The sequence below is a fragment of the Pantoea sp. Cr_R13 genome (genome assembly GCF_029222565.1).
In the GTDB taxonomy this organism is placed as follows: domain Bacteria; phylum Pseudomonadota; class Gammaproteobacteria; order Enterobacterales; family Enterobacteriaceae; genus Pantoea; species Pantoea eucalypti.
In genome coordinates this window covers 67,055-92,550 of the sequence record NZ_JARHXL010000012.1, presented here as the reverse complement: position 1 = coordinate 92,550, position 25,496 = coordinate 67,055, and the positions used below count along the sequence as shown (strand labels likewise).

The window sequence follows — 25,496 nt, the reverse complement described above, 5'->3', positions numbered from 1 at the left end:
ATGAAAAATAATCTGTTGAGTGCCGGTATCCGTAAAGCGTTGCTGCTGGGCAGCGCGCTGGCTCTGTCATCGCCGCTTCTGGCGGCGGAAAGCACTAATCCGGCGCTGCAGGCGCTGTTCGATCAGGCCTCCTACTGGCATCAGAAAGCGCATGATGAGCTGGCGAAAGCTTCACTGCAAAAGGTGCTGATGGTTGAACCCAACAACACCCAGGCGCTTTATCTGCTGGCACTTTATTCACAGCAGGGCGGCGATAATGCCGCCGCGGCGCAGTATCGCGCCCGTCTGAGTCAGGTCTCTCCCAACGATCCGCACCTCGGCGAACTGGACAGTGCACGCCAGCTGCAGACCATTCCACAGGCGCAGCTTGCTCTGGCACGTCAGCAGGCGCGCAGCGGCAATATTCCGGCGGCGTTACAGACCTGGCGCAACACCTTTAGCGGCAATGAGCCGCCACCCAGCGTTGCGGCAGAATATTATCTCACTATGGCCGGTGACCGGACGCTGCTGCCGCAGGCGGTTGAGGCGCTGCGCCAGTTCGCGGCTCAGCATCCGCAGGATACGGGGGCGAAGCTGGCGCTGGGTAAGGCGCTGACTTATCAGGAACAGACCCGTCGCGAAGGCATTGAAATGCTGAGCGCGCTGGCGAGTGGTAATCAGGATGCTGATCGCTCACTGCGTCAGGCACTGCTGTGGCTCGGCCCTCAGCCGTCAGATGCAGCGCTCTATCAGACCTGGCAGCAGCGTCATCCGCAGGATTCGGCCGTCATCGATTACTACCGTAAAAACGTCGGTGGCGCAGAAAAAGGAGCCGGATTCAGCGCGCTGAACAGCGGTGACGTTGGTGGAGCGCAGGCCAGTTTTGAAAAAGTGCTGGGCGCCAATCCGCAGGATGCTGATGCGTTAGCGGGTATGGGCTATGTGGCCCAGCGTGCCGGACATTATCAGGAAGCGGCAGATTATCTGCAGCGCGCTGCACAGCTCGGCGGCGATCAGGGTGCTTCACGTCAGCAACAGGCGGACGATGCGCGCTTTTATGCACAACTGGCCAGCGCCCAGCAGGCGCTGAAAAGCGGGGACACTGCGCAGGCGCTGACCTTAAGTGAACCGCTGGTGCAGGCTGACGGTGAGAAAGGGCTGGCCGCCAGGCTGTTTCGCGCCGACGTGCTGCGCCGCACCAATCAACCGCAGCAGGCAGAGCAAATTTACCGCAGCATTCTGCAAAGCGATGCGAATAACCGCAGCGCCAAAGAAGGGCTCTTCTACGTTCTGCGTCAGCAGAATCGGAATGCCGAGGCCAGTACACTGCTGGGCGCGCTGCCGGACAGCGTGCGTCAGAGCGTTACGCCACGGGCCAATGAAGCCGATGCGTTGCGTCAGCAGGCGAAGCGTCAGCTTGCAGCTGGCAACAACGCCGCGGCCATCGCGACGTTGCAGCAGGGCGTTCAGCGCTATCCTTCGGATGGCTGGCTGCGGCTCGATTTAGCGCGGCTTTATCGTCAGCAGGGCGATACGCTGATGGCGGCCAACGTAATGCAACCGGTGATGCGCAACGGGGCCAGCATCAGCGAGCTGTATGCCGGTGCGCTTAATGCCAGCGAAAGCGGCGGCTGGCAGCAGGCCAGCGCCTTGCTGTCACGCATTCCCGCTAATACCAAAACCGCGCCGATGCGCGAACTGGCACAACGGGTGAATTTTAATCTGCAGATGAGCACGGCCGATCAATATCTGGCGCAGGGCGCGACGGCGGCGGCTGCCAATACCCTGAAAGCGCTCGCCGTCACGCCACCGACCAATCCGGTTGATGCCGGAAACCTGGCGCAGAAGCTGGCGCAGGCGGGCGATCTCACCAGCGCGGTTTCGGTGGTGCGGACTAACCTGCAGCGCGGCGTGCAGGGCAACGCCGGCGATTATGCTGCGCAGATGGCAGTGCTGAATCAGGCGGGTCTCGGCAGTGAGGCGCAGCGCTTCCTCAGTAACCCGGAACTGCAGGCGCGCAGTACGCCGACGCAGCTGGCGGGTATTCGCAACGGCTATCTCATTAACGAAGTGGATCGCCTGCGACAGCAGCGCCAGTACGCGGCGGCGTATGACAAGCTGATTGGCGCGCTACAGCAGGATCCGCAGAACCGTGATCTGATGTTTGCGATGGCCCGTCTTTACCAGGATGGCAAGATGAACCGGGATGCGGGTGTGGTCTATGACTACCTGATGACCCAGGATACACCGACGCAGGATGCGCGTGTCGGGGCCATCAACGTCGCGCTGGCGCAGAACAATCTACAACGCGCTAATGAGCTGAGTCGCGGCCTCAACACCACCACGCAGACGCCGGATCGCCTGCTGCTGCTGGCGCGAGTCGCGGAAGCCAATGGCGACCATTCGCAGGCGATGGCGTATCTGCGCTCAGCACGCGGGCAGCTGATTGGCCTGCAGGGTGCACAGCCTGGCAGCGTGCCGAGCGTGGGCGGCCTGGCGCTGGCGGATAATCCGTTTATCAACCGTAATACCTCACCAGTGGGACGTTCGCCGTCCAGCTACGGCACTGTGCTGCCCTGGCAGGCGGCACCTGTGGGCATTGCAACGGGCGTCACAGCGCAGGGCGATCTGGCCTCGGGCAGCGAAACCGTTTCTCATCAGTCACAGGTTCTGCACGACGTCGATACCATGATGGATTCGCTTCAGGAGAAAATCGGTTCCTGGAGTCAGGGCATGGTGCAGGTGCGGGGGCGTGATGGCGAGTCGGGCCTCAGTAAGCTGACAGAAGCGAAAGCGCCGCTGACCTTTTCTACCGTGCCGTTTGAAACGGCACGTCTCGACTTTACCGCCACGCCGGTCTCACTCACGGCGGGTAGTGGCGCAGCCGATGCCTGGCGTCGTTTCGGTACCAATGCACTGAGTCAGGGCCGGGTTGTCGCCGCAGGCGGTGCGACGGTGAATGATCTGCCGAACGGCGTTACCGATTCGCAAACCGCCTCTGGCGTGGAGCTGAATCTGGCACTGAAGGGCGACAGTTATAAAGTGGACATTGGCAGCACGCCACTGGGCCAGGATCTCAGTACACTGGTCGGTGGCGTGCAGTGGTCACCGAAACTCACTGACTTCCTGACGCTGATCCTCACCGGTGAGCGTCGTGCGATTACTGATAGCCTTCTCTCATACGTCGGCGCAGAAGATAAAACCAGCGGCAAACGCTGGGGACGCGTCACGAAGAACGGTGCCAATGCGCTGTTAAGCTACGACAATGGCGATGCGGGCTTCTACGCCGGTGCGGGTGCGTACAGCTACCTTGGCGAGAATGTCGCCAGCAATAACAATCTGCAGGCAACCGCTGGCGCTTATGTCCGTCCGTTCCACAGTGACGATCGCGAGCTGAAAGTGGGCATGAGCCTGTCGTGGATGGATTTCTCGAAAAACCTCAGCTACTTCAGTTACGGTCAGGGCGGCTACTTCAGCCCGCAGAACTACGCGTCTGTCTCATTCCCGATAGAGTTCTCACGTAAATTTGACGATCTCAACGTGAATATTGGCGGTGCGGCTGGTTATCAGACCTACAGTCAGGATAAGAGCGCGTACTTCCCTGCAAATGCGAGCCTGCAATCTGAGCTGGAAGCCCTTGCCGCCAGAGGCAGTGTAAAAGATGCTTACTATTCTGGTGGCAGCAAAAACGGCATTGGCTACAACCTGCACGCCGGGGCGGACTACAAACTCAACAAAGATGTGACGATTGGCGGCCAGCTGGGCTATGACACGTTCGGTGACTATAACGAAAGCAGCGCGCAGCTCTATGTCCGTTATCTGTTTGGAGAGAAGTAATGAGTGAACATTCTGGGGTATCACATCCTCATCAGCCAGGCTGGTTTGACCTGGTCAGCGTGATGATTGACGGGATGGTGGCCAACGCGGGTCAGCGGGAGGCGGAGGCCTTTCTCTATAAGATGGGGGAATCACTGGCGACCCGCTATCCTTTGCCAGCGTCACGCACCGTGCAGGATCTGGAGCGCGAGGCCAACTTACAGCTGGCGCGATTTAACTGGGGCTTTGTGCAGTTTCAGCCGGAAGAGGCGGCGCTGCTGATGACGTATCACGCCTTACCGGCTGGCGACAATACCCATTCTCCGGCTGACTGGCAGGCAGTATTTGGCGCCGTCATAGCCGGACTGTTTTCAGGCTGGTTACAGGGCCAGGGCGGCAGCAGGATTGTGCCGGTTACGCTTGAACTCAATGATGGCAGCACGCTGCACTATCGATATCAATAGGATCGGAAATGAAACGTAAGCCATTCTGGATGGGCTGGATCTGCTCTGTTTTACTGCTGACCTGCAGCGCGCAGGCGAGTGCCAGCGGCTGGGACACGTTTAAAGGTCGTTTTCTGACGGCGGAAGGGCGGATTACGGATACCGCCAATAACAATGTCAGTCACACCGAAGGTCAGGGTTATGGCATGTTGCTGGCGGTAGCCAACAATGATCGCGCCACTTTTGACAGGTTGTGGCAGTGGACACGCACCCAGTTAGGTAATCCAAAGACCGATCTCTTCTACTGGCGCTATGTGCCAGGCAGTGACAATCCGGTTGCTGATAAGAACAACGCCTCGGATGGTGATGTGCTGCTGGCCTGGGCGCTCCAGCGTGCCGCTCAGAAATGGCAGGTGGAGAGCTACCAGCAGGCGTCTGACCGTATTCAGCGCGCGATCATCAAGCTGGATGTCACGAACTTTGGCGGCTATACCGTCCTGCTGCCGGGCGCGCAGGGTTTCAATAAAACCAGCTATGTTGTGCTTAACCCTTCCTATTTCCTGTTTCAGGCGTGGCGTGAGTTTGGCGAGCGCAGTCATCTGCAGGTCTGGGATAAGTTGATTAACGATGGTTTTGCGCTGCTGGGTAAGCTGAGATTTGGCAAAACCGGTCTGCCGCTGGACTGGGTTGCGCTGAATGCCGACGGTTCGGTTGCCCCGGCTGTCGGTTACTCAAACCGCTTCAGTTACGACGCGATTCGCGTGCCGCTGAACATCTGGTGGTATGACCCGCATAGTCTGGCGCTGGTGCCGTTTCAGCGCGTCTGGCAGGGTTACAGCCGTATGCTGACTCCCGCCTGGTTCGATGTGCTGGCGAATGCACCTGCACCTTATCATCTTGAGGGCGGTCTGCTGGCGGTGCGCGACCTCACGCTGAATGAGACCGGCCATCTGAGCGATAAGCTGGCTGCGGATCAGAACTACTTTTCTGCCAGCCTGCAACTGTTGACCTGGCAGGCGTTTCAGGAGAAGCGCTGATAACGGGCAGAATGGCGACGCTTGTCGCTGTTCTGCCGGAAGCCGGAGAGGGGATCCAGCCAGGCCGCCACAGGTGCTAAGCCCTCACGCAGATTTTAAATAATCCTGACCGGGAAAAAGCCGGACTTTTCAGACGGTAAAAAAGTCAGTTTATGGGATATACTGGCGGGCATTGTACTGTCTGCTATCTGGGCTTTTTTCATCGTCAGGAGAGAATTTTTGCGCGTAAGCCGGTCACTTACGATAAAGCAGATGGCGACAGTTTCGCTGGTTGCGGTTATCACCATCAGTATCTTTATCGTCATCCAACTGTTTCATTTTGTGCAGCAGCGCAGGATTGACTACGCCCAGCAGATGGAGAATATCGCGCATACTGTCCGTCAGCCGCTGTCGGAAGCGGTGCTGCGCGCCGATATTCCTCAGGCCGAACGTATTCTTCACTCCCTGAAACCAGCCGGTATTTTATCGCGCGCCGATGTGGTGCTGCCGAATGCGTTCCAGGCACTGCATGCAGACTTCGAGGTGGAAAAACCGGTGCCGCGTCTGGTCGCCCGCCTGTTTGAGCTACCGGTGCAGATTACCCTGCCGCTCTATTCAGTCGAAAATACCGGGATGCCGAAGCCGCTGGCCTATCTGGTGTTGCAGGCTAACTCGACGCGCGTTTACCAGTTTATCCTCAGCACGCTCTCGACCATGATTATCACCTATCTGTTGCTGGCGCTGATTCTTTCCGTGGCGATCAGCTGGTGCATTAACCGGCTGGTGGTGCATCCGCTGCGCAATCTCTCTCGCGAACTGCAGGAGCTGCCGCCCCAGTCGATTCTGACGCACAAGCTGTCGCTACCGCAGAGCCACCGCGATGATGAAATCGGTATGCTGGTCCGTAGCTACAACCGCAATCAGCAGGTGCTGGAGTCGATCCATGATGAGATGAGCCGGCTGACTACCCATTTTCCCGTTACCGATTTGCCGAACCGTACCCTGTTTCTGGCGCTGGTCGATCAGTGCATGCGCATGCCTGAACAGTCACTGGGTCTGATGGTCATCCGCATTGAAACCCTCCAGGAAGCTAACGGCGTACTCAGCGATGAGCAGCGCGATACACTGATGCTGACGCTGGTGGAGAAGATCCGTAATACCCTGGACGACCATACTTTGCTGGCGCAGACCGGGACCAGCGATTTTGTTCTGTTAATGAAGCGCGCCAGTAATCCATTCCGCGCACTGCGTCTGGCGCGCAACCTGATGATTCGCCTGAATCAGCCGGTTAATCTGCATCAGCTGCAGCTGCGCCCTAATCTCAGCATCGGTCTGGCGCTGCGTGAGGATCAGCCGCTGAGCGCGAATGAGCTGCTTGACCGCGCGACGTCGGCGATGATGTCGGCCCGTCATCAGGGCAAAAATCAGATCCTGTTCTTTGACGCCGCACTGACCGAGCGCGCGCAGAAGCGCCTGACTCAGGAGCATGACATCCTGCAGGGTCTGCACGATGATCAGTTCGCGCTTTACCTGCAACCGCAGGTCGATATGCGGACCGGCGCGTTAACCGGCGCCGAAGCCCTGTTGCGCATGCGCCAGCCAGACGGCAGTTATGGTCTTACCGAAGAATTTATTGCCAGCGCCGAAGAGATTGGCGTGATTAGCGCGATAGGTCGCTGGGTATTTGAAGAGGCGTGCCGCATTCTGGCTGGCTGGCAGCGCCAGGGCATTATGCTGCCGCTGAGTGTGAATATTTCCGCTGTGCAACTGCGGGACACCGGCGTGGTCTCTCATCTGCAAGCCCTGCTGACGCGCCACCGCATCGCACCCGACACGCTGGTGCTGGAAGTGACAGAGACCGCTCAGCTTGACGATGCAGAACAGGCGATGTCGATGCTGCGCCTGTTGCAGCAGACCGGCGTCGCCGTGGCCCTGGATGATTTTGGCATGGGCTACTCCAACCTGAATTATCTGCATCAGCTGAAAGCATTGCCGGTAAACAAGCTGAAGATGGATCGCAGCTTCGTGGCGGCGCTACCGCATGACGACACAATGGTCCGTATCGTCGCGGCTATCGCCGAGATTATCCACCTTGAAGTGATTGCCGAAGGCGTGGAAACAGCCGAGCAGCGCGACTGGCTACTGGCACGCGGTATCGCTATCGGCCAGGGCTATCTCTACGCTGAAGCCCTGCCTCTGACCCGATTTAATCAGGCGTGGATTGAAAACTCCTCACTGCCGCAATAATTGCCTGATTCATTGATTTTGCGAGAATTTTAGTTACAAAACCCCTTGCTGAAGCGTTTCAGTTCAGAATTACGATCCCAGGGTTTCCTGGGCGTTTGTCACCCTGTATTAATCACGTAAACAGAGTGTTATTTTCGGGTTACTGTCAGGCGCTACCTCTGTTGCCTGACAGTCACAATAACGAATCCGACAACATCACCTCACGGCGTTAGTGGACACCTGTTTATGAAAACCTCACTTTTTAAAAGCCTTTATTTCCAGGTGCTGATGGCGATTGGCATCGGCGTTTTGTTAGGCCATTTTTACCCGGAGTTAGGGACCCAGATGAAGCCGCTGGGAGATGCCTTTGTTAAGTTAATCAAGATGATTATCGCCCCGGTCATTTTCTGTACCGTGGTGACCGGCATCGCTGGCATGGAAAGCATGAAAGCGGTAGGACGGACCGGCGCGGTTGCGCTGCTCTATTTTGAAATTGTCAGCACCATCGCGCTGCTTATCGGCCTGATCGTGGTGAACGTGGTGCAGCCAGGTGCCGGGATGAACGTTGATCCTGCCACGCTGGATGCCAAAGCTGTGGCGATGTACGCGCAGCAGGCAGAGCAACAGGGTGTCGTCGCTTTCCTGCTGGATATTATCCCCAACAGCGTGATTGGCGCCTTTGCCAGCGGCAACATTCTGCAGGTACTGCTGTTTGCCATTCTGTTTGGTTTTGCCCTGCATCGTCTGGGTAACACCGGCACGCTGATTTTCAACGTGATTGAAAATTTCTCAAAAGTGATTTTCGGCATTATCAATATGATCATGCGTCTGGCACCGATAGGGGCATTTGGCGCAATGGCGTTCACCATCGGTAAATATGGCGTGGGTTCACTGGTGCAACTCGGCCAGCTGATTATCTGTTTCTATATCACCTGTATTCTGTTTGTGGTGATTGTGCTGGGGCTGATTGCGCGTCTGTTTGCCGGGTTCAGCATCTTCAAGTTTATCGCCTACATAAAAGAAGAGCTGCTGATTGTGCTGGGGACTTCCTCTTCCGAATCTGCGCTGCCGCGCATGCTGGATAAGATGGAGAAGCTGGGCTGCAAGAAATCGGTGGTCGGGCTGGTGATTCCCACCGGCTATTCCTTTAACCTGGACGGCACCTCGATTTACCTGACCATGGCGGCGGTATTTATTGCTCAGGCGACCAATGCGCACATGGATATCTTCCATCAGATTACGCTGCTGGTGGTGCTGCTGCTCTCTTCCAAAGGTGCGGCGGGGGTAACCGGAAGTGGATTCATCGTGCTGGCGGCGACGCTCTCTGCGGTGGGCCATCTGCCGGTGGCGGGTCTGGCGCTGATTCTCGGTATTGACCGCTTTATGTCCGAAGCCCGTGCGCTGACTAACCTGATTGGTAACGGTGTAGCGACCGTGGTGGTGGCGAAATGGGTCGACCAGCTGGATCATAAACAGCTGACCGATACGCTGGCAGGCCGTAATAAAGAGAATAAAGCGTCTGAATCTTCAATTTAATCATTGAATTTAACTTAAATCCCCACAAATGCCCGCTGTCGCTTGCCCTGACAGCGGGCATTTGCATAATAAACCCCACTTGTTTTTTTTGACGTTTTTCACTTCGTTACGCGACATCCTGAGCTTCCTGTGGTCAAACACTTTGTTGTTGGATAACAGCGCGATTCGGCGCCAGCCGATTCGTTAATAACAGCGGCAATATGCGCCAGTGATAACAATATTTGAATTATTTGAGTAGGGGTTCACATGCAGGGCACCAGAATTCGGCTTTTGGTTGGTGGATTAGTGCTGGCAAGCAGCTTTGGTCTCCAGGCAGAAACGCTGCAACCGGATCCGGCCTGGCAGGAAGGCAAGCTGGATAATGGATTTAACTGGCAGTTACTGGCCACACCGCAACGCCCCAGCGACCGCATTGAATTGCGGCTGGTGGTGAATACCGGTTCGCTGGTAGAGAGTGCGCAACAGACGGGCTTCAGTCATCTGCTGTCGCGCCTGGCGATGGTGCATAACACCGCGCTTGATAACAACCAGCAACGCGCGCTATGGCAACAGGCGATGGATCCACAGCGTCCGCTGCCGCCTGTCATTACCTCCTATGACTCCACCCAATATAATCTGAGTCTGCCGAATAACCGTCCCGAACTGCTGAAAGAAGCACTGAACTGGCTGGCGGCCACGGCGGGCAATATGGCTATCACCGAACAGGTGGTCAACACTGCGCTGGCCGCCTCCGATCCGGTGGCGACCTGGCCGAAAGATTCGCAGGATGTCTGGTGGCGCTACCGCCTGAAAGGCTCTGCGCTGCTGGCGCACGATCCCGCCGCGCAACCGCGCGCACCTGTCGATTTAACCCAGCTCAACGATTTTTATCATCAGTGGTACACCCCGGATGCGATGACGCTCTACGTTGTTGGCAATGTTGATAGCCGGAATCTTTCTGAGCAGATCAACAAAACCTTCTCGGCGCTAACCGGAAAACGTGAAACGCCTGCACCTCTGCCCACCCTGTCGCCGCTGCCGCACGAGCCGGTGAATCTGGTGAGCAGCAACATGACGCAGGATCGTCTCTCACTGGTGTGGGATACGCCGTGGCAACCGATTCGGGACTCCCAGAATCTGCAACGTTACTGGCAGGGCGACCTGGCCCGTGAAGCGCTGTTCTGGCATGTCCAGCGTGCGCTCAGCGACAGCAAGGCGCAGGGCATCCAGGTGGGATTTGATTGCCGCGTGCTCTATCAGCGTGCGCAGTGCTCGATCAACATGGACGGGCGCAACGACAACCTGGCGCAGAATATGAATCTGGTGGCGCGCGAGCTGGCGAACGTGCGTGATAAAGGCATTCCGCAGGAGGAGTTTGATGCGCTGATGGCGCAGAAGCTGCTGGAGCTGAATAAGCTCTTTACCACCTATGCCCGCACCGATACCGATGTGCTGATGAGCCAGCGCCTCCGATCTCAGCAGAACGCCGTGGTCGATATTGCACCTGAGCAGTATCAGAAGCTGCGTCAGACTTTCCTGGCCGGCCTGACCCGTGAACAGTTGAACCAGGAGCTGCGCCAGCAGCTGACGCAGGAACTGATGATGGTTCTGATTCAGCCGGAAGGCGAAGCGGAAACCAACGTGAAGAGCCTGCAGGAGAGCTGGGACAAAGTGATGTCACCGGCAGCGGCACCGGCGACCAGCAATGAAGCCAGCCCGCCGGATAGCAACGTCAAAGACGTTCCGCCCGCCGCTTAACGTCAGGTTTTTGCCCTGAGCCACTCGGTCACTAACATCGGCCAGCTGGCGAGGGGCAAATCTGCCACGCCACGGATACCAAATCCGTGCCCGCCTTTCTGATAGAAATGCACCTCTGCCGGCACCTTATGCTCACGCAGCGCGCCAAAAAACGCCATGCTGTGATTCACCGAAACATCATCATCGTCGGCGGCGTGGATCAACAGTGTCGGCGGCACCAGCGGATGAACACGGGTTTCCATTGAATAGGCTTCAATGGTTTTCTGATCCGGCCACGCACCCAGCAGGCGGGTTCTGGCACCCTCATGGGCAATGCCATCACGCATGCTGATCAGCGGATAAACCAGCACCATCGCATCCGGACGCGGCGAGAAGTTTTCTGCGCCATCCTGCACCGGATAGAGTTTCTCTGCGAAACGCGTTCCCAGACTGGCTGCCACGTGGCCGCCCGCCGAAAAGCCCATCATCACAATGTATTTACCGTTCAGGCCACGCTGTGCCCGTTCACGCAGGACGCGAACTGCACGCTGCGCATCGGCCAATGGCGCGTCGGGACCTTCATGATGTCCATCATAGGGCAGGCGATAGGTCATGACCGCCAGGGTGTAACCCATCGATGTAAAGAAGGTGGCCAGGGCGCTGCCTTCACGATCGATCATCACACGCTGATAACCACCACCCGGTGCAACCAGCAGGGTAATCCCGTTTGATTCGACCGGATGCCAGATCGCCATCTCCGGGCAACGTACGCCGGTCGCTGCGCGATCGTAAGGCTCATACTCTTTTGCCATATCGACGATCTGCGGCTCTGCGCGCGAATCGCTGGCGCCTGGCGCATCACCGTGTGGCCAGATATTAATAATTTCTGTGTGCATAAATAGATCCTGATGCGGGGAATATTTTAATTGTTTTGTTCGCGGCCGGAGAGAACAGCGTCCTGCTGTCTTTTGATTAAAAGATGGTCTTTTTTCAGGCAGTCGTCCATCCGAAAAGGGCAAATCTGACCAGATTCGGACTATGCCTGGTGGTGGATCTATTTGTATAAATGATTAATTTTAATCAATAAATTATAAGGCGGATTGAAGAGGTATGCCGCTGGAAGTCCGTTATTAACCACGAATTTGCAGCTTAAGGTAAATGGCTGGCATGGCTCGCTTTGTTAGCCGAAATTTACCGGATATCACGCTGTGCGCTGTTCAGGCAGCATAATGATTTTACCGCCAGAATCACGTTCGCTTCGCTGCAGGAGCTTAAGTGCCAGTCTCATTTGGGAGTGTTCAGCGTCGGGCAGTTTCCTGTTGGTTGATGAGGTTTAACATAACATCAGCCGTTCATTCACAACGGTAAGATGCATTCCATGTTTGATAACGATCTCTCTACCCGGCAAACCTTCTCTCGTTTGTGGCCGACGATTTCTCCCTTCAGACTGGGGCTGGTGGTTGCGGGTGTCGCCCTGATCGTCAACGCTGCAATCGATCCATTGATGCTGACGTTGCTGAAGACGCTGCTTGACGATGTGATTGGCAGGAATAACCACGGCGTTCTGATCTGGATGCCGCTGGTGATTATCGGTCTGATCCTGGTCCGCGGTGTGAGCGGCTATATCTCCAGTTACTGTATCTCCTGGGTGTCAGGCAAAGTGGTCATGGCCCTGCGTTGTCGACTGTTCAGCCATATGATGGGCATGTCGGTGGCTTTTTTTGATCAGCAATCAACCGGCACGTTGCTCTCCCGTATCAGCTACGACTGCGAACAAGTCGCCTCCTCTTCGTCCGGTTCGCTGGTGACGGTGGTCCGTGAGGGAGCCTCTATTCTTGGCCTGTTTGTGATGATGTTCTACTACAGCTGGCAGCTTTCCCTGATCCTGCTGGTGCTGGCTCCCATTGTGTCGCTGGCGATTCGCATCGTCTCCAGGCGCTTTCGCGGTATCAGCAAGAACATGCAGAACACTATGGGGCAGGTAACGTCTCATGCAGAGCAGATGCTGAAAGGCCATAAAGAGGTACTGATGTTCGGCGGCCAGCAGGTCGAGACGGCCCGCTTCGAACAGGTCAGCAACAACATGCGTCGTCAGGGGATGAAAATGGTCTCAGCGACCTCGCTCTCCGATCCGATTATTCAGCTGCTCGCCTCCTCTGCGCTCGCCTTTGTGCTCTATGCGGCGAGTTTTCTCTCTGTGATGGCCACACTGACGGCGGGTTCTATCAGTGCGGTGTTTTCCGCCATGCTGATGCTGATGCGTCCGTTAAAGTCGCTGACTAACGTTAACGCCCAGTTCCAGCGCGGTATGGCCGCCTGTCAGACACTGTTTGCCATCCTGGATACTGAACAGGAGAAAGATGAGGGAACATACGTGGTTGAACGCGCGACCGGCAATATAGAATTTCGCGATGTCACTTTCACCTATCCGGGGTCGGAAACGCCCGCACTGCAGCATATTAATCTGACCATTCCCGCCGGTAAAACTGTGGCGCTGGTGGGCCGTTCCGGTTCGGGTAAATCGACTCTCGCCAGCCTGCTGACACGCTTTTACGACATCGACAGCGGAGAGATTTTGCTGGATGGTCATGCGTTGCGTGACTACACCCTGGCCTCGCTGCGTGAGCAGGTGGCACTGGTCTCTCAGCACGTTCACCTGTTCAACGACACGGTCGCCAACAACATCGCTTATGCCCGTACCGACGTCTTCAGCCGTGAAGCAATCGAAAAGGCGGCACAGATGGCCCATGCTATGGAATTCATTAGTAAAATGGATAACGGACTGGATACAGTGGTCGGGGAGAACGGGGTGCTGTTGTCGGGTGGACAGCGCCAGCGCATCGCGATTGCCCGCGCCCTGCTGCGCGACAGTCCGATTCTGATCCTCGACGAGGCGACCTCGGCGCTGGATACCGAATCTGAACGCGCGATTCAGTCTGCGCTGGAGACGCTGCAGCAGAACCGAACCACGCTGATCATCGCGCACCGGCTTTCGACCATCGAAAAGGCAGATGAAATTCTGCTGGTAGAAGAGGGGAGGATTGTGGAGCGCGGCTCGCATCAGCAGCTCCTGCAGAAGAACGGCGCGTATACACGGCTCTATAAGATGCAGTTCAGCCAGCCGCTGTGTGCGTAAGAGGTGTGAATGCCAGACGCTAAAAAATGCGCCTCCGGGCGCATTTTTCGTCATCTCTATTTCTTCACGACGCTAACGGCTACAGCATCATTCAGGCATCGCCTCTGCCGGAATTATCGCGCCGCGATGCTGAATCACGGTACTGGCGGTCAGATGCCCACGCTGCGCGGCTTCCTCCGCAGAAGCACCGGTCAGACGGCGCGCCAGATACCCGGCACTGAATGAATCACCGGCAGCAGTCGTATCGATCACCTTCTCTTTCGCCAGACGCACCGCAGGCACATCAATCAGCGGCGCATCGCCGGTGACCACCAGACAGGAGTCTGCACCGCGCTTAATCACGATTTCGCTGGCGCCCGCCTGACGGGTTCGCGCGATAACCTCTTCCAGAGGCGCTTCGCCCCACAGCAGATGCTCATCATCCAGTGTCAGGAAGGCGATATCGGTACAATTCAGCATGGCGCGATACGCAGCCTGCGCACTGGCGCGATCGGCCCATAAACGCGGGCGGTAGTTATTATCAAAAATCACCTTGCCGCCATTTGCCCGGCAACGGGCCAGTAGCGTCATTAGCTTCTCGCGGCTGGACGGCGGCAGAATAGCCAGACTGATGCCGCTGAGATAGAGATAATCGTAGTGCGACAATTGCCCGGCTATCTCCTCAGATTGCGGGCTATCAAGCCAGTAACGCGCCGCAGCATCGCTTCGCCAGTACCAGAAAGTACGCTCGCCATCGGCATCCGTTTCAATCATATACAGGCCCGGCATCTTATTATCGAGGCGCTGGATCAGGTCCGTATTCACCTTCTCCTGCTGCCAGGCGGCGATCATCTGATCGCTGAACGAATCCGTTCCCAGCGCAGTGACATAATCGACCCGCAACTGCTGCTCATCAACCTGGCGGGCGAGATAAACTGCCGTATTAAGCGTATCGCCGCCAAAGCCCCGTTTGATGTTCTCACCCTTTTCGGACAGCTCAATCATGCATTCGCCAATAATGGCGATTTTCTTGTGCGTCATGGTTTCAGACCTGTAGTGAAATATCGTCCTAGTCTCGCGTCTGGTATGGCAGACGTCAAATGATTTTAAAACGCCGTTTTAATTTAACTTAAGGCATGAAACAGCCTCGATCTGGCCGATAAACGCGGCTAACGTCGGCTTGTTTAGCCGATTATGTTAGCGAGACGGCTGATAAACTCGCCGTTTTATATTGCCATGCCGTTCATCTTAATATCACAGGCACTTTTGATAATCGCTCAGTCACCCATTTTGGGGACTTGTTACCACTCAGGGAAATAGCATGGTGATGGAGAGTATTAGCCAATGGCTGCCGTCTTCAAACGACCTTAAACTCCACCCGGAAACCCCGCTCTTCTGGCAACAATGTCATCGACGCTATCGGTTTCAGCCCATCTACCGGGTTACCGGTCAATTACTTGCCATTGAACTCCTGACTGCCGTGTCGCATCCTTCTGAACCGGAACGGAATCTTTCGCCTGAAGCCTGGTTTGCCGGGCTCGATATTGCCCGGCGCCTGGATGTCGTGCATGAGCAGCTTGAACTGCTGGCAGAATGGAGCGCATTTTTTAAGCGCAGTGATGTGGTCGCTTCGGTCAACATAGACGGTCCTTCACTGCTCGCCATTCAGCAACGACCCGCCATTCGCCGCCTGATTGCCCAACTGCCCTGGATACGCTTTGAGCTCACCGAGCATCAGGCGCTGCCGCAGGAGGAGAAAGTGGCGAAAATACCGGAACTGGGGCCGCTGTGGCTGGATGATTTTGGTTCAGGTATGGCAAATTTTTCAGCGCTGACTGAACTGAAATATGATTACATCAAGCTGTCGCGCGACCTGTTTATTATGCTGGGCACAACGGATGAAGGGCGGCGTCTCTTTTCGATGCTGCTTGCGCTGATTAATCGTTACTGTAACGGTGTCATTGTTGAAGGGGTGGAAACGGAAGCGCAGTGGCAGCAGGTCAAAGCGTCGCCTGCGATTGCTGCACAGGGCTATTTCTTTTCGCGTCCCGTCCCCTTTTCTGAATTGAATCACCTCACTCTCCAGCTTCCCTGATGCCGTTGCTCGTGGTCTCGACTATCTTTAACGCAGACCGTGAATGTGCAAGGAGAAAGCGTAATGTCGCGTACCGGGAAAATCGTCAGCTGGGTAGCAGGTATTCTGGTGCTGTTGATTGTGGTGATTATCGTTGTGATCGCTACCTTTGACTGGAACCGCCTGAAGCCCACCATTAATCAGAAAGTCTCAACAGAATTAAACCGTCCCTTTGCGATACGCGGGGATCTGGGCATCGACTGGGCACGAAAACGCGACGAGGCAGGCTGGCGGCGCTGGGTGCCGTGGCCGCAGATCCATGCGGAAGATATTATGCTGGGTAACCCGCCTGACATTTCTGACGTCACCATGGTGCATCTGCAGCGTGTCGACGCCACGCTGTCACCCCTGTCGTTACTGCATAAAGAGCTGTTCATCCCGTGGATTAAGCTGCAGCGACCCGATGCGCGACTGATCCAGACCGCCGATAAAAAGAACAACTGGACCTTTACCCTTGCTGACAGCGACAAGGATGAGAAGAATGCCGCGCCATCGGCCTGGTCCTTCCGTCTGGATAATATTCTGTTTGATCAGGGCCAGATTCGTTATCGCGACGCCATTAACCGCGCCGATGTCACGGTACAGGTCAATCCACTGGGCAAACCGGTGCCGTATACGCAGATCGCCGGAGGCGATGACCAGCAGAAAGGCGCAGGCGACTTTGTCTTTGGCTGGCAGGCCAGCGGCACCTACAACAACGAGAAACTCACTGGCGACGGCAAGATTGGCGGCATGCTGTCATTGCGAAGCCAGAACACCCCCTTCCCGATTCAGGCCGATGTGCGCAACGGCACCACGCGGGTCCAGGTGACTGGCGGTTTGCAGGATCCAATGAACCTCGGCGGACTTAACGTGCGACTACGCTTCTCGGGCGATACGCTGGCTAATCTTTATGGCCTGACCGGTGTTCTGTTGCCTGACACACCGCCTTATGAAACTGACGGCCATCTGATAGCGAAATTCAATGGTAAAAAGGGCGCGGTCTACCGCTATGAGAAATTCAATGGTCACATTGGTGACAGCGATATTCATGGCTCGCTGATCTACAGCCAGGTCAAACCTCGCCCGACGCTCAGCGGCGAAATGACCTCTGAGCAACTGCGTATGGCCGATCTGGGTCCACTCATAGGCGTGGACTCCGGTAAAGGCAGTGAAAAAACCGCGCAGGCCAAAGCGCGTCGCGGTGAGAAATCGAACCAGCCTGCTGATCGCGTGCTGCCGCATGATAAATTCGAGACCAAAAACTGGGATGTGATGGATGCCGACGTGAAGTTCAGCGGCAAACGGATCGAACACAGTAATTCACTGCCGTTAAGCGATCTCTATACCCACTTACAGATGAAAAACGGCGATCTGCTGCTGGACCCGCTGCGCTTTGGTGTGGCGGGCGGCAATCTCAACAGCACTATCCGGCTGGAGGGTGATCACTCGCCAATGCGCGGTCGGGTTGACCTTCATGTTCGTAAGCTGCAACTGCGCCAGCTCTTCCCGACGGTGGAGGCGATGAAGAACAGCCGTGGTCAGCTCAATGGTGATGCCAGCTTTACCGGCACCGGTAACTCAGTGGCCGACCTGCTGGGAACCAGTAACGGGCAACTTAAGCTGCTGATGAATGACGGTCTGATCAGCCGCAGCCTGATGGAAATTGCCGGACTCAATGTCGGTAACTATGTCGTGGGTAAACTGTTTGGCGATGACCAGGTGCGCATCAACTGCGCCGCCACCGATCTCAAACTGCAGAATGGTGTGGCAACGCCCAACCTGTTTGTGTTTGACACCGAGAACGCGATTATCAATGTCTCCGGTAATGCAAACTTCGCCAGCGAGCGGCTTGATTTGTCGGTGAATCCGGAGAGTAAAGGCATTCGCATCGTGACGCTGCGCTCGCCGCTCTATGTGCGCGGCACCTTTAAAAATCCTGATGCGGGCGTGAAAACGGGGCCACTGCTGGCGCGTGGTGCCGCTGCCGTTGCGCTGGGCGCGGTCGTGGGTCCGGCAGCGGCGCTGCTGGCACTGATCTCGCCAAGTGATAACGAAGACAACCAGTGCAGCACCGTCCTGCAGCAGATGAAGCAGAAGAAGTAACTAGTTGCGGTAGAGCACTTTGATAATGTGATAACCAAAGCCGGTCTTTACCGGCCCGTAAGGCGTCAGCAGCGGGCAGGTGAAGACCGCTTTATCAAAGGCCGGTACCATCTGTCCCTGCCGGAACTCGCCCAGATCGCCACCCTTCCGGCCGGAAGGACAGGTTGAGTGCTTCTTTGCCAGTTCCTGAAAATTGCCGCCTTTCGCCAGTTTCGCCAGAATCTCTTTTGCCAGCGCTTCCTCTTTAACGAGGATGTGTAAAGCCGCCGCGGTTTTCGCCATGTTGGTATCTCGGTGGTGTATAATTGCCGCCCAGTATAAACCCCTTTCTTTTGATCTAATCAGGCGATTTCTCCTATGCGTTTAAACCCCAGCCAACAACGTGCCGTCGAATTTGTTACCGGTCCCTGTCTGGTGCTGGCGGGCGCGGGATCGGGCAAAACCCGCGTGATTACCAATAAAATCGCCCACCTGATTCGTGAATGCGGCTATCAGGCGCGCCACATCGCTGCGGTGACCTTCACCAATAAGGCCTCGCGCGAAATGAAAGAGCGTGTGGCGCAAACTCTGGGCCGCAAAGAGGCGCGCGGCCTGCTGATTTCGACCTTCCATACGCTGGGACTGGAGATCATCAAACGCGAAACCGCGGCGCTGGGCATGAAGTCCAACTTCTCCCTGTTCGACGATCAGGATCAGCTTGCGCTGCTGAAAGAGCTGACCAAAGAGTGGCTGGAAGAGGATAAGACGCTGTTACAGCAACTCATCTCCACCATCTCGAACTGGAAGAATGATCTGATCGATCCGCAGGGGGCCGCCGCGCTGGCGCGTTCGCAACAGGATAATATTTTTGCTCACTGCTATGCCCTTTACAGCCAGCATCTTAAGTCGTGCAACGTACTTGATTTCGATGACCTGATCCTGCTGCCGACGCTGCTGCTGCAGCGTAATCAGGAGGTGCGTGAACGCTGGCAGCAGCGTATCCGCTATCTGCTGGTGGATGAGTATCAGGACACCAACACCAGTCAGTATGAGCTGGTTAAACTGCTGGTTGGCGCACGGGCGCGCTTCACGGTGGTCGGCGATGACGATCAGTCCATCTACTCCTGGCGTGGCGCGCGGCCGCAGAATCTGGTGCTGCTGAATCAGGACTTCCCGGCGCTGGAGGTCGTGAAGCTGGAGCAGAACTACCGCTCTTCGCAGCGCATCCTTAAGGCGGCAAATATCCTGATTGCCAATAATCCGCACGTCTTTGAAAAAAAATTGTTTTCGGAACTGGGGCAGGGCAGCGAGCTGAAAGTGCTGACCGCTAACAGCGAAGAGCATGAAGCGGAACGGGTGACCGGCGAACTGATCGCACATCACTTTATCAACCGGACGCAGTATAAAGATTACGCGATCCTCTATCGCGGCAATCATCAGTCACGGACCTTTGAAAAGTTTCTGATGCAGAACCGCATCCCTTATCGCATCTCAGGTGGCACTTCGTTCTTCTCGCGGCCCGAGATCAAAGATCTGCTCGCCTATTTGCGCGTGCTGACCAATCCTGAAGATGACAGCGCGTTCCTGCGTATCGTCAATACGCCGCGCCGTGAGATTGGCCCGGCTACGCTGCAGAAGCTCGGTGAGTGGGCCAATCTGCGCAGCAAGAGCCTGTTTAATGCCAGTTTTGATGTCGGCCTGGGGCAGACGCTAAGTGGCCGTGGTCTGGAGCATCTGCAGCGCTTCACCCACTGGCTGAATGAGATTATCCAGCTCACTGAACGTGAACCCGTGAATGCGGTGCGCGATTTGATCCGCGGCATCGACTACGAAAGCTGGCTGTTCGAAACCTCCGGCAGTCCGAAAGCCGCCGAAATGCGGATGAAGAACGTCAACACACTGTTTCAGTGGATGACCGAAATGCTGGAAGGCACTGATATTGATGAGCCGATGACGCTGGCGCAGGTGGTAACGCGCTTTACTCTGCGCGACATGATGGAACGCGGTGAAAGTGATGAAGAGCTGGATCAGGTACAGCTGATGACGTTGCACGCTTCTAAAGGGCTGGAGTTCCCCTATGTGTTCCTGGTGGGCATGGAAGAGGGGCTGTTGCCGCATCAGAGCAGCATCGATGAGAACAATATCGAAGAGGAGCGTCGCCTGGCTTACGTGGGGATCACCAGGGCGCAGAAAGAGCTGACCTTTACCCTGTGTCGTGAACGCCGGCAATATGGCGAGTTAATCCGGCCTGAACCCAGCCGTTTTCTGCTGGAGCTGCCGCAGGACGATTTGCAATGGGAGACCGAGCGCAAAGTGGTCAGCGCGGAAGAGCGGATGAAAACCGGACAGAGCCGTGTCGCCGGTCTGAGAGCGATGCTGGATAAGGCGAAAAAGAGTTAAAACGGTGCAGGAGGCGAAGACACTTCGCCTCACACGGGTACCATTACGACAGGGTTAACAACCAGTGGACGTAAGACTGATAGTGGCTTTCCTGCTCCAGCAGTTCGCTGCGCAGCGGATGCGCCTCCAGCCAGCCTGCGGGCAGGGTCAGATGCAGGGCATCGTCGTCTGCCTGTAGCCGCACAGCAGGCAGGGTGTCGTCGCGACGGCGGGTGGAGAAAATAATCGCCAGTCGCAGCAGACGGCACATCCGTTCTGCCAGACGCGGCGGCAGGGCGTTTTGCTGGGTCAGCAACGCCAGGTCGATGCTGCCGCTCTGGTTTTGCAGCAAACAGGCCAGCAACTTCTTCTGCGCCGGTGTGAAGCCGGGAAGGTCGAGGTGACGGACCAGATACGCCGCGTGCTGTGGCGCATGACGGAAGTCGACACTCAGGCCGATTTCGTGGATCGCGCAGGCGCTGAGCAACAGCTCACGGCAGCGCTGATCCAGCTTCCACGGCGCAGAAACCTGACGGAAGAAACTTTCTGCCAGTTGACGCACGCGGTCTGCCTGTTCGACATCGATGCTGAAACGGCGCTGGACGTTGTGCAGCGTGCGGGTGCGGATATCGCGGTCAATGGGCAGATGCAGCATGCCGTAGACCAGTCCTTCCCGCAGTGCGCCGCCCGCCAGTGTCATGCTATCAATGCTGAGTTCCTGGAAGATGGCGATCAGGATCGACAGGCCACTGGGGAAGACCAGCGCCCGCTCCAGCGTCAGCCCTTCGATTTCCAGCTCTTCCAGTTTGCCGCACTGAATAGCGCGCTGCTTCAACTGCTGCAGTTTATTCAGCGTGATGCGCTCATCCATGCCCTGCGCCACCATGATCTCCTGCAGTGCCTGAACCGTGCCGGATGCCCCGACACAGGCCTGCCAGCCCTGTTCACGCAGTTGCGCTGCCACGGGCTGGATCATCTCACGCGCCGCCAGTTCGGCCTGATCAAAGTTCTCTTTGGCCAGGTGACGATCGCTGAAGAAGCGCTCCAGCCACGTCACACAGCCCATCGACAGACTAAACAACACCGAAGCATGCGAGCCATCGCCGGTGGCCAGCTCGGTGCTGCCGCCGCCGATATCGACCACTAAACGCTGGTCGGACCCGCCCGTGGTGTGGGCCACGCCCTGATAGATCAGGCGCGCCTCTTCTTCACCGCTGATAACGTTGATAGTACAGCCGAGAATCTGTTGAGCCGTATCAAGAAAGGTCTGCGCATTGGCAGCCAGACGCAATGTGGCGGTCGCCACCACGCGAATCTGATCGGGGGGAATATCCTGCAGTTGTTCAGAGAAGAGTCTGAGGCATTGCCAGCCGCGCGACATCGCATCGGCTGACAACAGGTTATTTTTATCCAGGCCGGCAGCAAGGCGAACCTTGCGCTTTATTTTTGCGATGGTCTGAATACTGCCAGAGACCTCGCGCACCACCAACATATGAAAGCTGTTAGATCCTAAATCAATCGCTGCATAAAGTGACGATGCGCTTAGCATGGTGCCCTAACCTGAACGTTTACGGTTGTTGTTGCGAGGAGCGCCGCGACGATTGGCGTTATTTCCCCCGCGACGCGGGCCGTTGCCGGAACGACTGCGTTGCAGACGCTTAGGCGGCGGTAAATCAGTTAACAACGCTTCACTGCTGTACTTGCTGACCGGGATGCTATGGCCAATGTACTCTTCAATCGAAGGCAGGTTCAGCGCGTACTCTTCACAGGCCAGGCTGATAGAGTGTCCGCTGGCGCCCGCACGACCGGTACGGCCAATACGGTGAACATAATCTTCACAGTCGTCTGGCAGATCGTAGTTAAAGACGTGGGTTACCGCCGGGATGTGCAAGCCGCGAGCTGCAACATCAGTTGCGACCAGAATATCTACATCGCCTTTAGTGAAGTCATCCAGAATACGCAGACGCTTCTTCTGAGCAACGTCGCCGGTCAGCAGGCCGACGCGGTGTCCATCAGCAGCCAGGTGGCCCCAGACATCTTCACAGCGGTGCTTGGTGTTGGCAAAAATAATGGCGCGATCGGGCCACTCTTCTTCCAGCAGGGTCTGCAGCAGGCGCATTTTCTCTTCGTTAGACGGATAGAAAAGCTCTTCCTGAATGCGATGGCCGGTTTTTTGTTCCGGTTCCACTTCCACATATTCAGCACTGTTCATGTGCTCAAATGCCAGTTCACGGACGCGATAAGAAAGGGTGGCCGAGAACAGCATGCTCAGACGCTGGGTAGCCGGCGGCATGCGACGGAATAGCCAGCGAATATCTTTAATAAAGCCGAGATCGAACATGCGATCGGCTTCGTCCAGCACCATAACCTGAATAGCACCGAGGTTAACGTGATTCTGTTTCGCGTAGTCGATCAGGCGACCGGTGGTTGCCACCAGAATATCAACGCCCTGCTCAAGCACTTTCAGCTGTTTGTCATACCCGTCTCCGCCATAGGCGAGACCCAGTTTCAGGCCGGTTGAGGCGGTAAGGGGTTCGGCATCTGCATGAATCTGCACAGCAAGTTCACGCGTCGGCGCAAGAATTAATGCCCGTGGCTGGTTAACCTGACGGCCTTCCGCCGCAGGATGAGAGAGAAGATGATGAAACGTTGACGTCAGAAACGCCATCGTTTTGCCGGTACCGGTTTGCGCCTGGCCTGCAACATCACGCCCTGAAAGCGTAAAAGGCAGAGCTAACGCCTGAATCGGCGTGCAGTATTGAAAGCCTTTAGTATCAAGGGCTTCCACCACTTTTGGGTGCAGGGCGAAGTCGGAAAACTTCTGTTCAGTTAAGTGTGTTTTGCTCATAGTGTGGTAGAATATCAGCTTACTATCGCTTTACGAAAGCGTATCCGATGAAATAAAGTCAACCAACATTGGTATATTTTACGCCAATTCGCCAGGCATAATCTTGTGGAGTAAAACATGAGCAGCGATAAAATCGTTCATCTGACTGATGACAGTTTCGACACCGACGTGCTGAAAGCCGACGGCGTTACACTGGTAGATTTCTGGGCTGAATGGTGTGGTCCTTGCAAAATGATCGCGCCAATCCTTGATGAAGTTGCAGAAGAGTATGATGGCAAGCTGACCATCGCTAAGCTGAATATTGATGATAACCCAGGCACGGCACCGAAGTATGGCATTCGTGGTATCCCGACGCTGCTGCTGTTTAAAAATGGCGAAGTCGCCGCGACCAAAGTGGGCGCGTTGTCTAAAGGCCAGCTGAAAGAGTTCCTGAACGCCAATCTGGCGTAATGCAGGACTGAATGTCTGGCAGTGGTGAATTTATCTCCTGCTGCTGGACGTTCACTTTCAGGCGTGCTAAGTTACCAATACTGCATTACGAACTTACCTTGTAGTTAGCATCTAAAGTTTTCCCTTGTTGAACCCTGTCGCCCTGTACCTTATAAAGATAGAACGGTTCAGCAATCTTACGGTTAGCTCCAACTCTGGCATCACATTCGGACACCTTCTTGCATACCGATCGCCATTCCATACGATGATCGTCGGGAAGAGCCGAAAAGAGCCATTAACGGCATGGATTAATTGCCATACCACTCACGACAAACATTCCGAGTATTACCCCGAGTTTAAGAACCCATCACTATGAATCTTACCGAATTAAAGAATACGCCGGTTGCTGAGCTGATTACTCTCGGCGAAAATATGGGACTGGAAAACCAGGCTCGTATGCGCAAGCAGGACATTATCTTTTCAATCCTGAAGCAACACGCAAAAAGCGGCGAAGACATCTTCGGTGATGGCGTGCTGGAGATCCTTCAGGATGGATTTGGATTCCTCCGTTCCGGAGACAGCTCCTACCTCGCCGGCCCTGATGATATCTACGTTTCCCCTAGCCAAATCCGCCGTTTCAACCTCCGTACTGGCGACACCATCTCTGGCAAAATTCGTCCACCAAAAGAAGGTGAACGTTATTTTGCGCTGCTGAAAGTTAACGAAGTTAACTACGACAAGCCGGAAAACGCGCGTAATAAGATTCTGTTCGAAAACCTCACGCCGCTGCACGCAAATAAACGTCTGCGTATGGAGCGGGGTAATGGCTCAACGGAAGATTTAACCGCACGTGTACTCGATCTGGCTTCACCGATCGGTCGTGGTCAGCGTGGGCTGATTGTGGCACCGCCGAAAGCCGGTAAAACCATGCTGCTGCAGAATATCGCGCAGAGCCTGGCGTATAACTACCCGGATTGCGTGCTGATGGTGCTGCTGATCGATGAGCGTCCGGAAGAAGTGACCGAGATGCAGCGCCTGGTGAAAGGCGAAGTTATCGCTTCAACCTTCGATGAGCCAGCTTCACGCCACGTTCAGGTTGCTGAAATGGTGATCGAAAAGGCCAAGCGCCTGGTTGAACATAAGAAAGATGTCATCATCCTGCTCGACTCAATCACACGCCTGGCGCGTGCCTATAACACCGTGGTTCCTGCTTCAGGTAAAGTCCTGACCGGTGGTGTGGATGCCAACGCCCTGCATCGTCCAAAGCGTTTCTTTGGTGCTGCACGTAACGTGGAAGAGGGCGGTAGCCTGACCATCATCGCGACCGCGCTGGTTGATACCGGTTCGAAGATGGACGAAGTGATTTACGAAGAGTTTAAAGGTACCGGTAACATGGAACTGCATCTCGCCCGTAAAATTGCTGAAAAACGCGTCTTCCCGGCGATCGATTACAACCGCTCTGGTACGCGTAAAGAAGAGCTGCTGACCTCTCAGGAAGAGCTGCAGAAGATGTGGATCCTGCGTAAGATTATTCACCCAATGGGCGAAATCGACGCAATGGAATTCCTCATCAACAAGCTGGCAATGACCAAAACCAATGATGAATTCTTCGACATGATGAAGCGTTCTTAATCCGGGATTGCCAGGTCGAAGCACAGATTCGGCTTTTTTAGTCCAGATGCGCAGAAAATCGACCTTACGCCACGTCTCAACGTGGCGTTTTTCATTTGTGAGCTATAGGATTGAACACTGGCAGGAGCATTTATAATGACTGTGGTAGTGATGGCGAACTTTT

17 protein-coding genes are annotated in these 25,496 nt (G+C 55.7%); 12 read left to right on the top strand and 5 right to left on the bottom strand.

Going from position 1 to position 25,496, the window contains the following annotated elements:
• The 6 genes from P2R09_RS07750 (at window position 1) to P2R09_RS07725 (ending at window position 10,753) form a co-directional block, all read left to right on the top strand.
• Window positions 1-3,816 carry a cellulose biosynthesis protein BcsC gene (locus P2R09_RS07750; protein WP_275768576.1) on the top strand — a complete coding sequence of 1,272 codons (3,816 nt, stop codon included), beginning with the start codon at window positions 1-3 and terminating at the stop codon, window positions 3,814-3,816.
• Complete coding sequence (bcsD, locus tag P2R09_RS07745) at window positions 3,816-4,259, top strand: cellulose biosynthesis protein BcsD (RefSeq protein WP_275768574.1); 444 nt, start codon at window positions 3,816-3,818, stop codon at window positions 4,257-4,259. Before P2R09_RS07750 ends, bcsD begins: the two co-directional genes overlap by 1 nt.
• An 8-nt stretch (window positions 4,260-4,267) precedes the next feature.
• Window positions 4,268-5,275, top strand: a complete 1,008-nt coding sequence (locus tag P2R09_RS07740; RefSeq protein ID WP_275768572.1) for a glycosyl hydrolase family 8 — start codon at window positions 4,268-4,270, stop codon at window positions 5,273-5,275.
• A gap of 219 nt (window positions 5,276-5,494) precedes the next feature.
• Window positions 5,495-7,501, top strand: coding sequence for a biofilm formation regulator HmsP (hmsP, locus tag P2R09_RS07735; RefSeq protein ID WP_078805047.1), 2,007 nt, complete (start codon window positions 5,495-5,497; stop codon window positions 7,499-7,501).
• A 225-nt stretch (window positions 7,502-7,726) separates the two neighbouring features.
• A complete protein-coding gene (locus P2R09_RS07730; RefSeq protein ID WP_090966440.1) occupies window positions 7,727-9,016 on the top strand; it encodes a dicarboxylate/amino acid:cation symporter in 1,290 nt (429 codons plus the stop codon).
• 246 nt (window positions 9,017-9,262) lie between these two features.
• Window positions 9,263-10,753 (top strand): pitrilysin family protein, encoded by a 1,491-nt coding sequence (locus tag P2R09_RS07725; RefSeq protein WP_187513408.1) that lies wholly within the window; start codon window positions 9,263-9,265, stop codon window positions 10,751-10,753.
• A 2-nt stretch (window positions 10,754-10,755) separates the two neighbouring features.
• On the opposite strand, the gene P2R09_RS07720 is transcribed toward P2R09_RS07725, so the two are convergent.
• The gene (locus P2R09_RS07720) at window positions 10,756-11,628 is read right to left on the bottom strand and encodes an alpha/beta hydrolase (RefSeq protein ID WP_003851978.1); all 873 of its coding nucleotides are present in this window, start codon (window positions 11,626-11,628) and stop codon (window positions 10,756-10,758) included.
• 473 nt (window positions 11,629-12,101) lie between these two features.
• Between P2R09_RS07720 and msbA the strand changes: the two genes are divergently transcribed.
• Window positions 12,102-13,868, top strand: a complete 1,767-nt coding sequence (msbA, locus tag P2R09_RS07715; RefSeq protein ID WP_275768566.1) for a lipid A ABC transporter ATP-binding protein/permease MsbA — start codon at window positions 12,102-12,104, stop codon at window positions 13,866-13,868.
• Window positions 13,869-13,955: 87 nt separating this feature from the next.
• Here the strand turns inward: msbA and P2R09_RS07710 are convergent, their stop codons facing one another.
• Window positions 13,956-14,888 carry a sugar kinase gene (locus P2R09_RS07710; RefSeq protein ID WP_275768564.1) on the bottom strand — a complete coding sequence of 311 codons (933 nt, stop codon included), beginning with the start codon at window positions 14,886-14,888 and terminating at the stop codon, window positions 13,956-13,958.
• Window positions 14,889-15,168: 280 nt separating this feature from the next.
• On the opposite strand from P2R09_RS07710, the gene pdeH reads away from it, so the two are divergent.
• Together pdeH and P2R09_RS07700 are read left to right on the top strand one after the other, a co-directional pair.
• Entirely contained in the window at window positions 15,169-15,942 is a 774-nt protein-coding gene (gene pdeH, locus P2R09_RS07705; RefSeq protein WP_275768562.1) for a cyclic-guanylate-specific phosphodiesterase, read from the top strand.
• Window positions 15,943-16,005: 63 nt separating this feature from the next.
• Complete coding sequence (locus P2R09_RS07700) at window positions 16,006-18,066, top strand: AsmA family protein (RefSeq protein WP_275768560.1); 2,061 nt, start codon at window positions 16,006-16,008, stop codon at window positions 18,064-18,066.
• Here the strand turns inward: P2R09_RS07700 and ppiC are convergent, their stop codons facing one another.
• The gene (gene ppiC / locus P2R09_RS07695) at window positions 18,067-18,348 is read right to left on the bottom strand and encodes a peptidylprolyl isomerase PpiC (RefSeq protein ID WP_008926423.1); all 282 of its coding nucleotides are present in this window, start codon (window positions 18,346-18,348) and stop codon (window positions 18,067-18,069) included. It abuts the gene before it with no gap.
• Window positions 18,349-18,423: 75 nt separating this feature from the next.
• On the opposite strand from ppiC, the gene rep reads away from it, so the two are divergent.
• Window positions 18,424-20,445: a DNA helicase Rep gene (rep, locus tag P2R09_RS07690; protein ID WP_003851968.1), complete on the top strand. Its 2,022-nt coding sequence runs from the start codon at window positions 18,424-18,426 to the stop codon at window positions 20,443-20,445.
• Between the two features lie 43 nt (window positions 20,446-20,488).
• On the opposite strand, the gene gppA is transcribed toward rep, so the two are convergent.
• Both gppA and rhlB read right to left on the bottom strand, forming a co-directional pair.
• On the bottom strand, window positions 20,489-21,973 hold the full coding sequence (gppA, locus tag P2R09_RS07685) for a guanosine-5'-triphosphate,3'-diphosphate diphosphatase (protein ID WP_003851967.1): 1,485 nt from the start codon (window positions 21,971-21,973) through the stop codon (window positions 20,489-20,491).
• Window positions 21,974-21,979: 6 nt separating this feature from the next.
• Window positions 21,980-23,272 carry an ATP-dependent RNA helicase RhlB gene (gene rhlB, locus P2R09_RS07680; RefSeq protein ID WP_003851965.1) on the bottom strand — a complete coding sequence of 431 codons (1,293 nt, stop codon included), beginning with the start codon at window positions 23,270-23,272 and terminating at the stop codon, window positions 21,980-21,982.
• Window positions 23,273-23,389: 117 nt separating this feature from the next.
• Here rhlB and trxA point away from each other — a divergent pair, with 117 nt between their 5' ends.
• Both trxA and rho read left to right on the top strand, forming a co-directional pair.
• Window positions 23,390-23,722, top strand: coding sequence for a thioredoxin TrxA (gene trxA, locus P2R09_RS07675; protein WP_003851963.1), 333 nt, complete (start codon window positions 23,390-23,392; stop codon window positions 23,720-23,722).
• 351 nt (window positions 23,723-24,073) lie between these two features.
• Entirely contained in the window at window positions 24,074-25,333 is a 1,260-nt protein-coding gene (gene rho, locus P2R09_RS07670; RefSeq protein WP_003851960.1) for a transcription termination factor Rho, read from the top strand.
• Window positions 25,334-25,496 lie beyond the last annotated feature (163 nt).

Bases quoted from the DNA above. Each gene is read 5' to 3' on its own strand.
- P2R09_RS07750 (WP_275768576.1), top strand. From the start codon at position 1: ATGAAAAATAATCTGTTGAGTGCCGGTATCCGTAAAGCGTTGCTGCTG.
- bcsD (WP_275768574.1), top strand. From the start codon at position 3,816: ATGAGTGAACATTCTGGGGTATCACATCCTCATCAGCCAGGCTGGTTT.
- P2R09_RS07740 (WP_275768572.1), top strand. From the start codon at position 4,268: ATGAAACGTAAGCCATTCTGGATGGGCTGGATCTGCTCTGTTTTACTG.
- P2R09_RS07730 (WP_090966440.1), top strand. From the start codon at position 7,727: ATGAAAACCTCACTTTTTAAAAGCCTTTATTTCCAGGTGCTGATGGCG.
- P2R09_RS07725 (WP_187513408.1), top strand. From the start codon at position 9,263: ATGCAGGGCACCAGAATTCGGCTTTTGGTTGGTGGATTAGTGCTGGCA.
- P2R09_RS07720 (WP_003851978.1), bottom strand. From the start codon at position 11,628: ATGCACACAGAAATTATTAATATCTGGCCACACGGTGATGCGCCAGGC.
- msbA (WP_275768566.1), top strand. From the start codon at position 12,102: ATGCATTCCATGTTTGATAACGATCTCTCTACCCGGCAAACCTTCTCT.
- P2R09_RS07710 (WP_275768564.1), bottom strand. From the start codon at position 14,888: ATGACGCACAAGAAAATCGCCATTATTGGCGAATGCATGATTGAGCTG.
- pdeH (WP_275768562.1), top strand. From the start codon at position 15,169: ATGGTGATGGAGAGTATTAGCCAATGGCTGCCGTCTTCAAACGACCTT.
- P2R09_RS07700 (WP_275768560.1), top strand. From the start codon at position 16,006: ATGTCGCGTACCGGGAAAATCGTCAGCTGGGTAGCAGGTATTCTGGTG.
- ppiC (WP_008926423.1), bottom strand. From the start codon at position 18,348: ATGGCGAAAACCGCGGCGGCTTTACACATCCTCGTTAAAGAGGAAGCG.
- rep (WP_003851968.1), top strand. From the start codon at position 18,424: ATGCGTTTAAACCCCAGCCAACAACGTGCCGTCGAATTTGTTACCGGT.
- gppA (WP_003851967.1), bottom strand. From the start codon at position 21,973: ATGCTAAGCGCATCGTCACTTTATGCAGCGATTGATTTAGGATCTAAC.
- rhlB (WP_003851965.1), bottom strand. From the start codon at position 23,272: ATGAGCAAAACACACTTAACTGAACAGAAGTTTTCCGACTTCGCCCTG.
- trxA (WP_003851963.1), top strand. From the start codon at position 23,390: ATGAGCAGCGATAAAATCGTTCATCTGACTGATGACAGTTTCGACACC.
- rho (WP_003851960.1), top strand. From the start codon at position 24,074: ATGAATCTTACCGAATTAAAGAATACGCCGGTTGCTGAGCTGATTACT.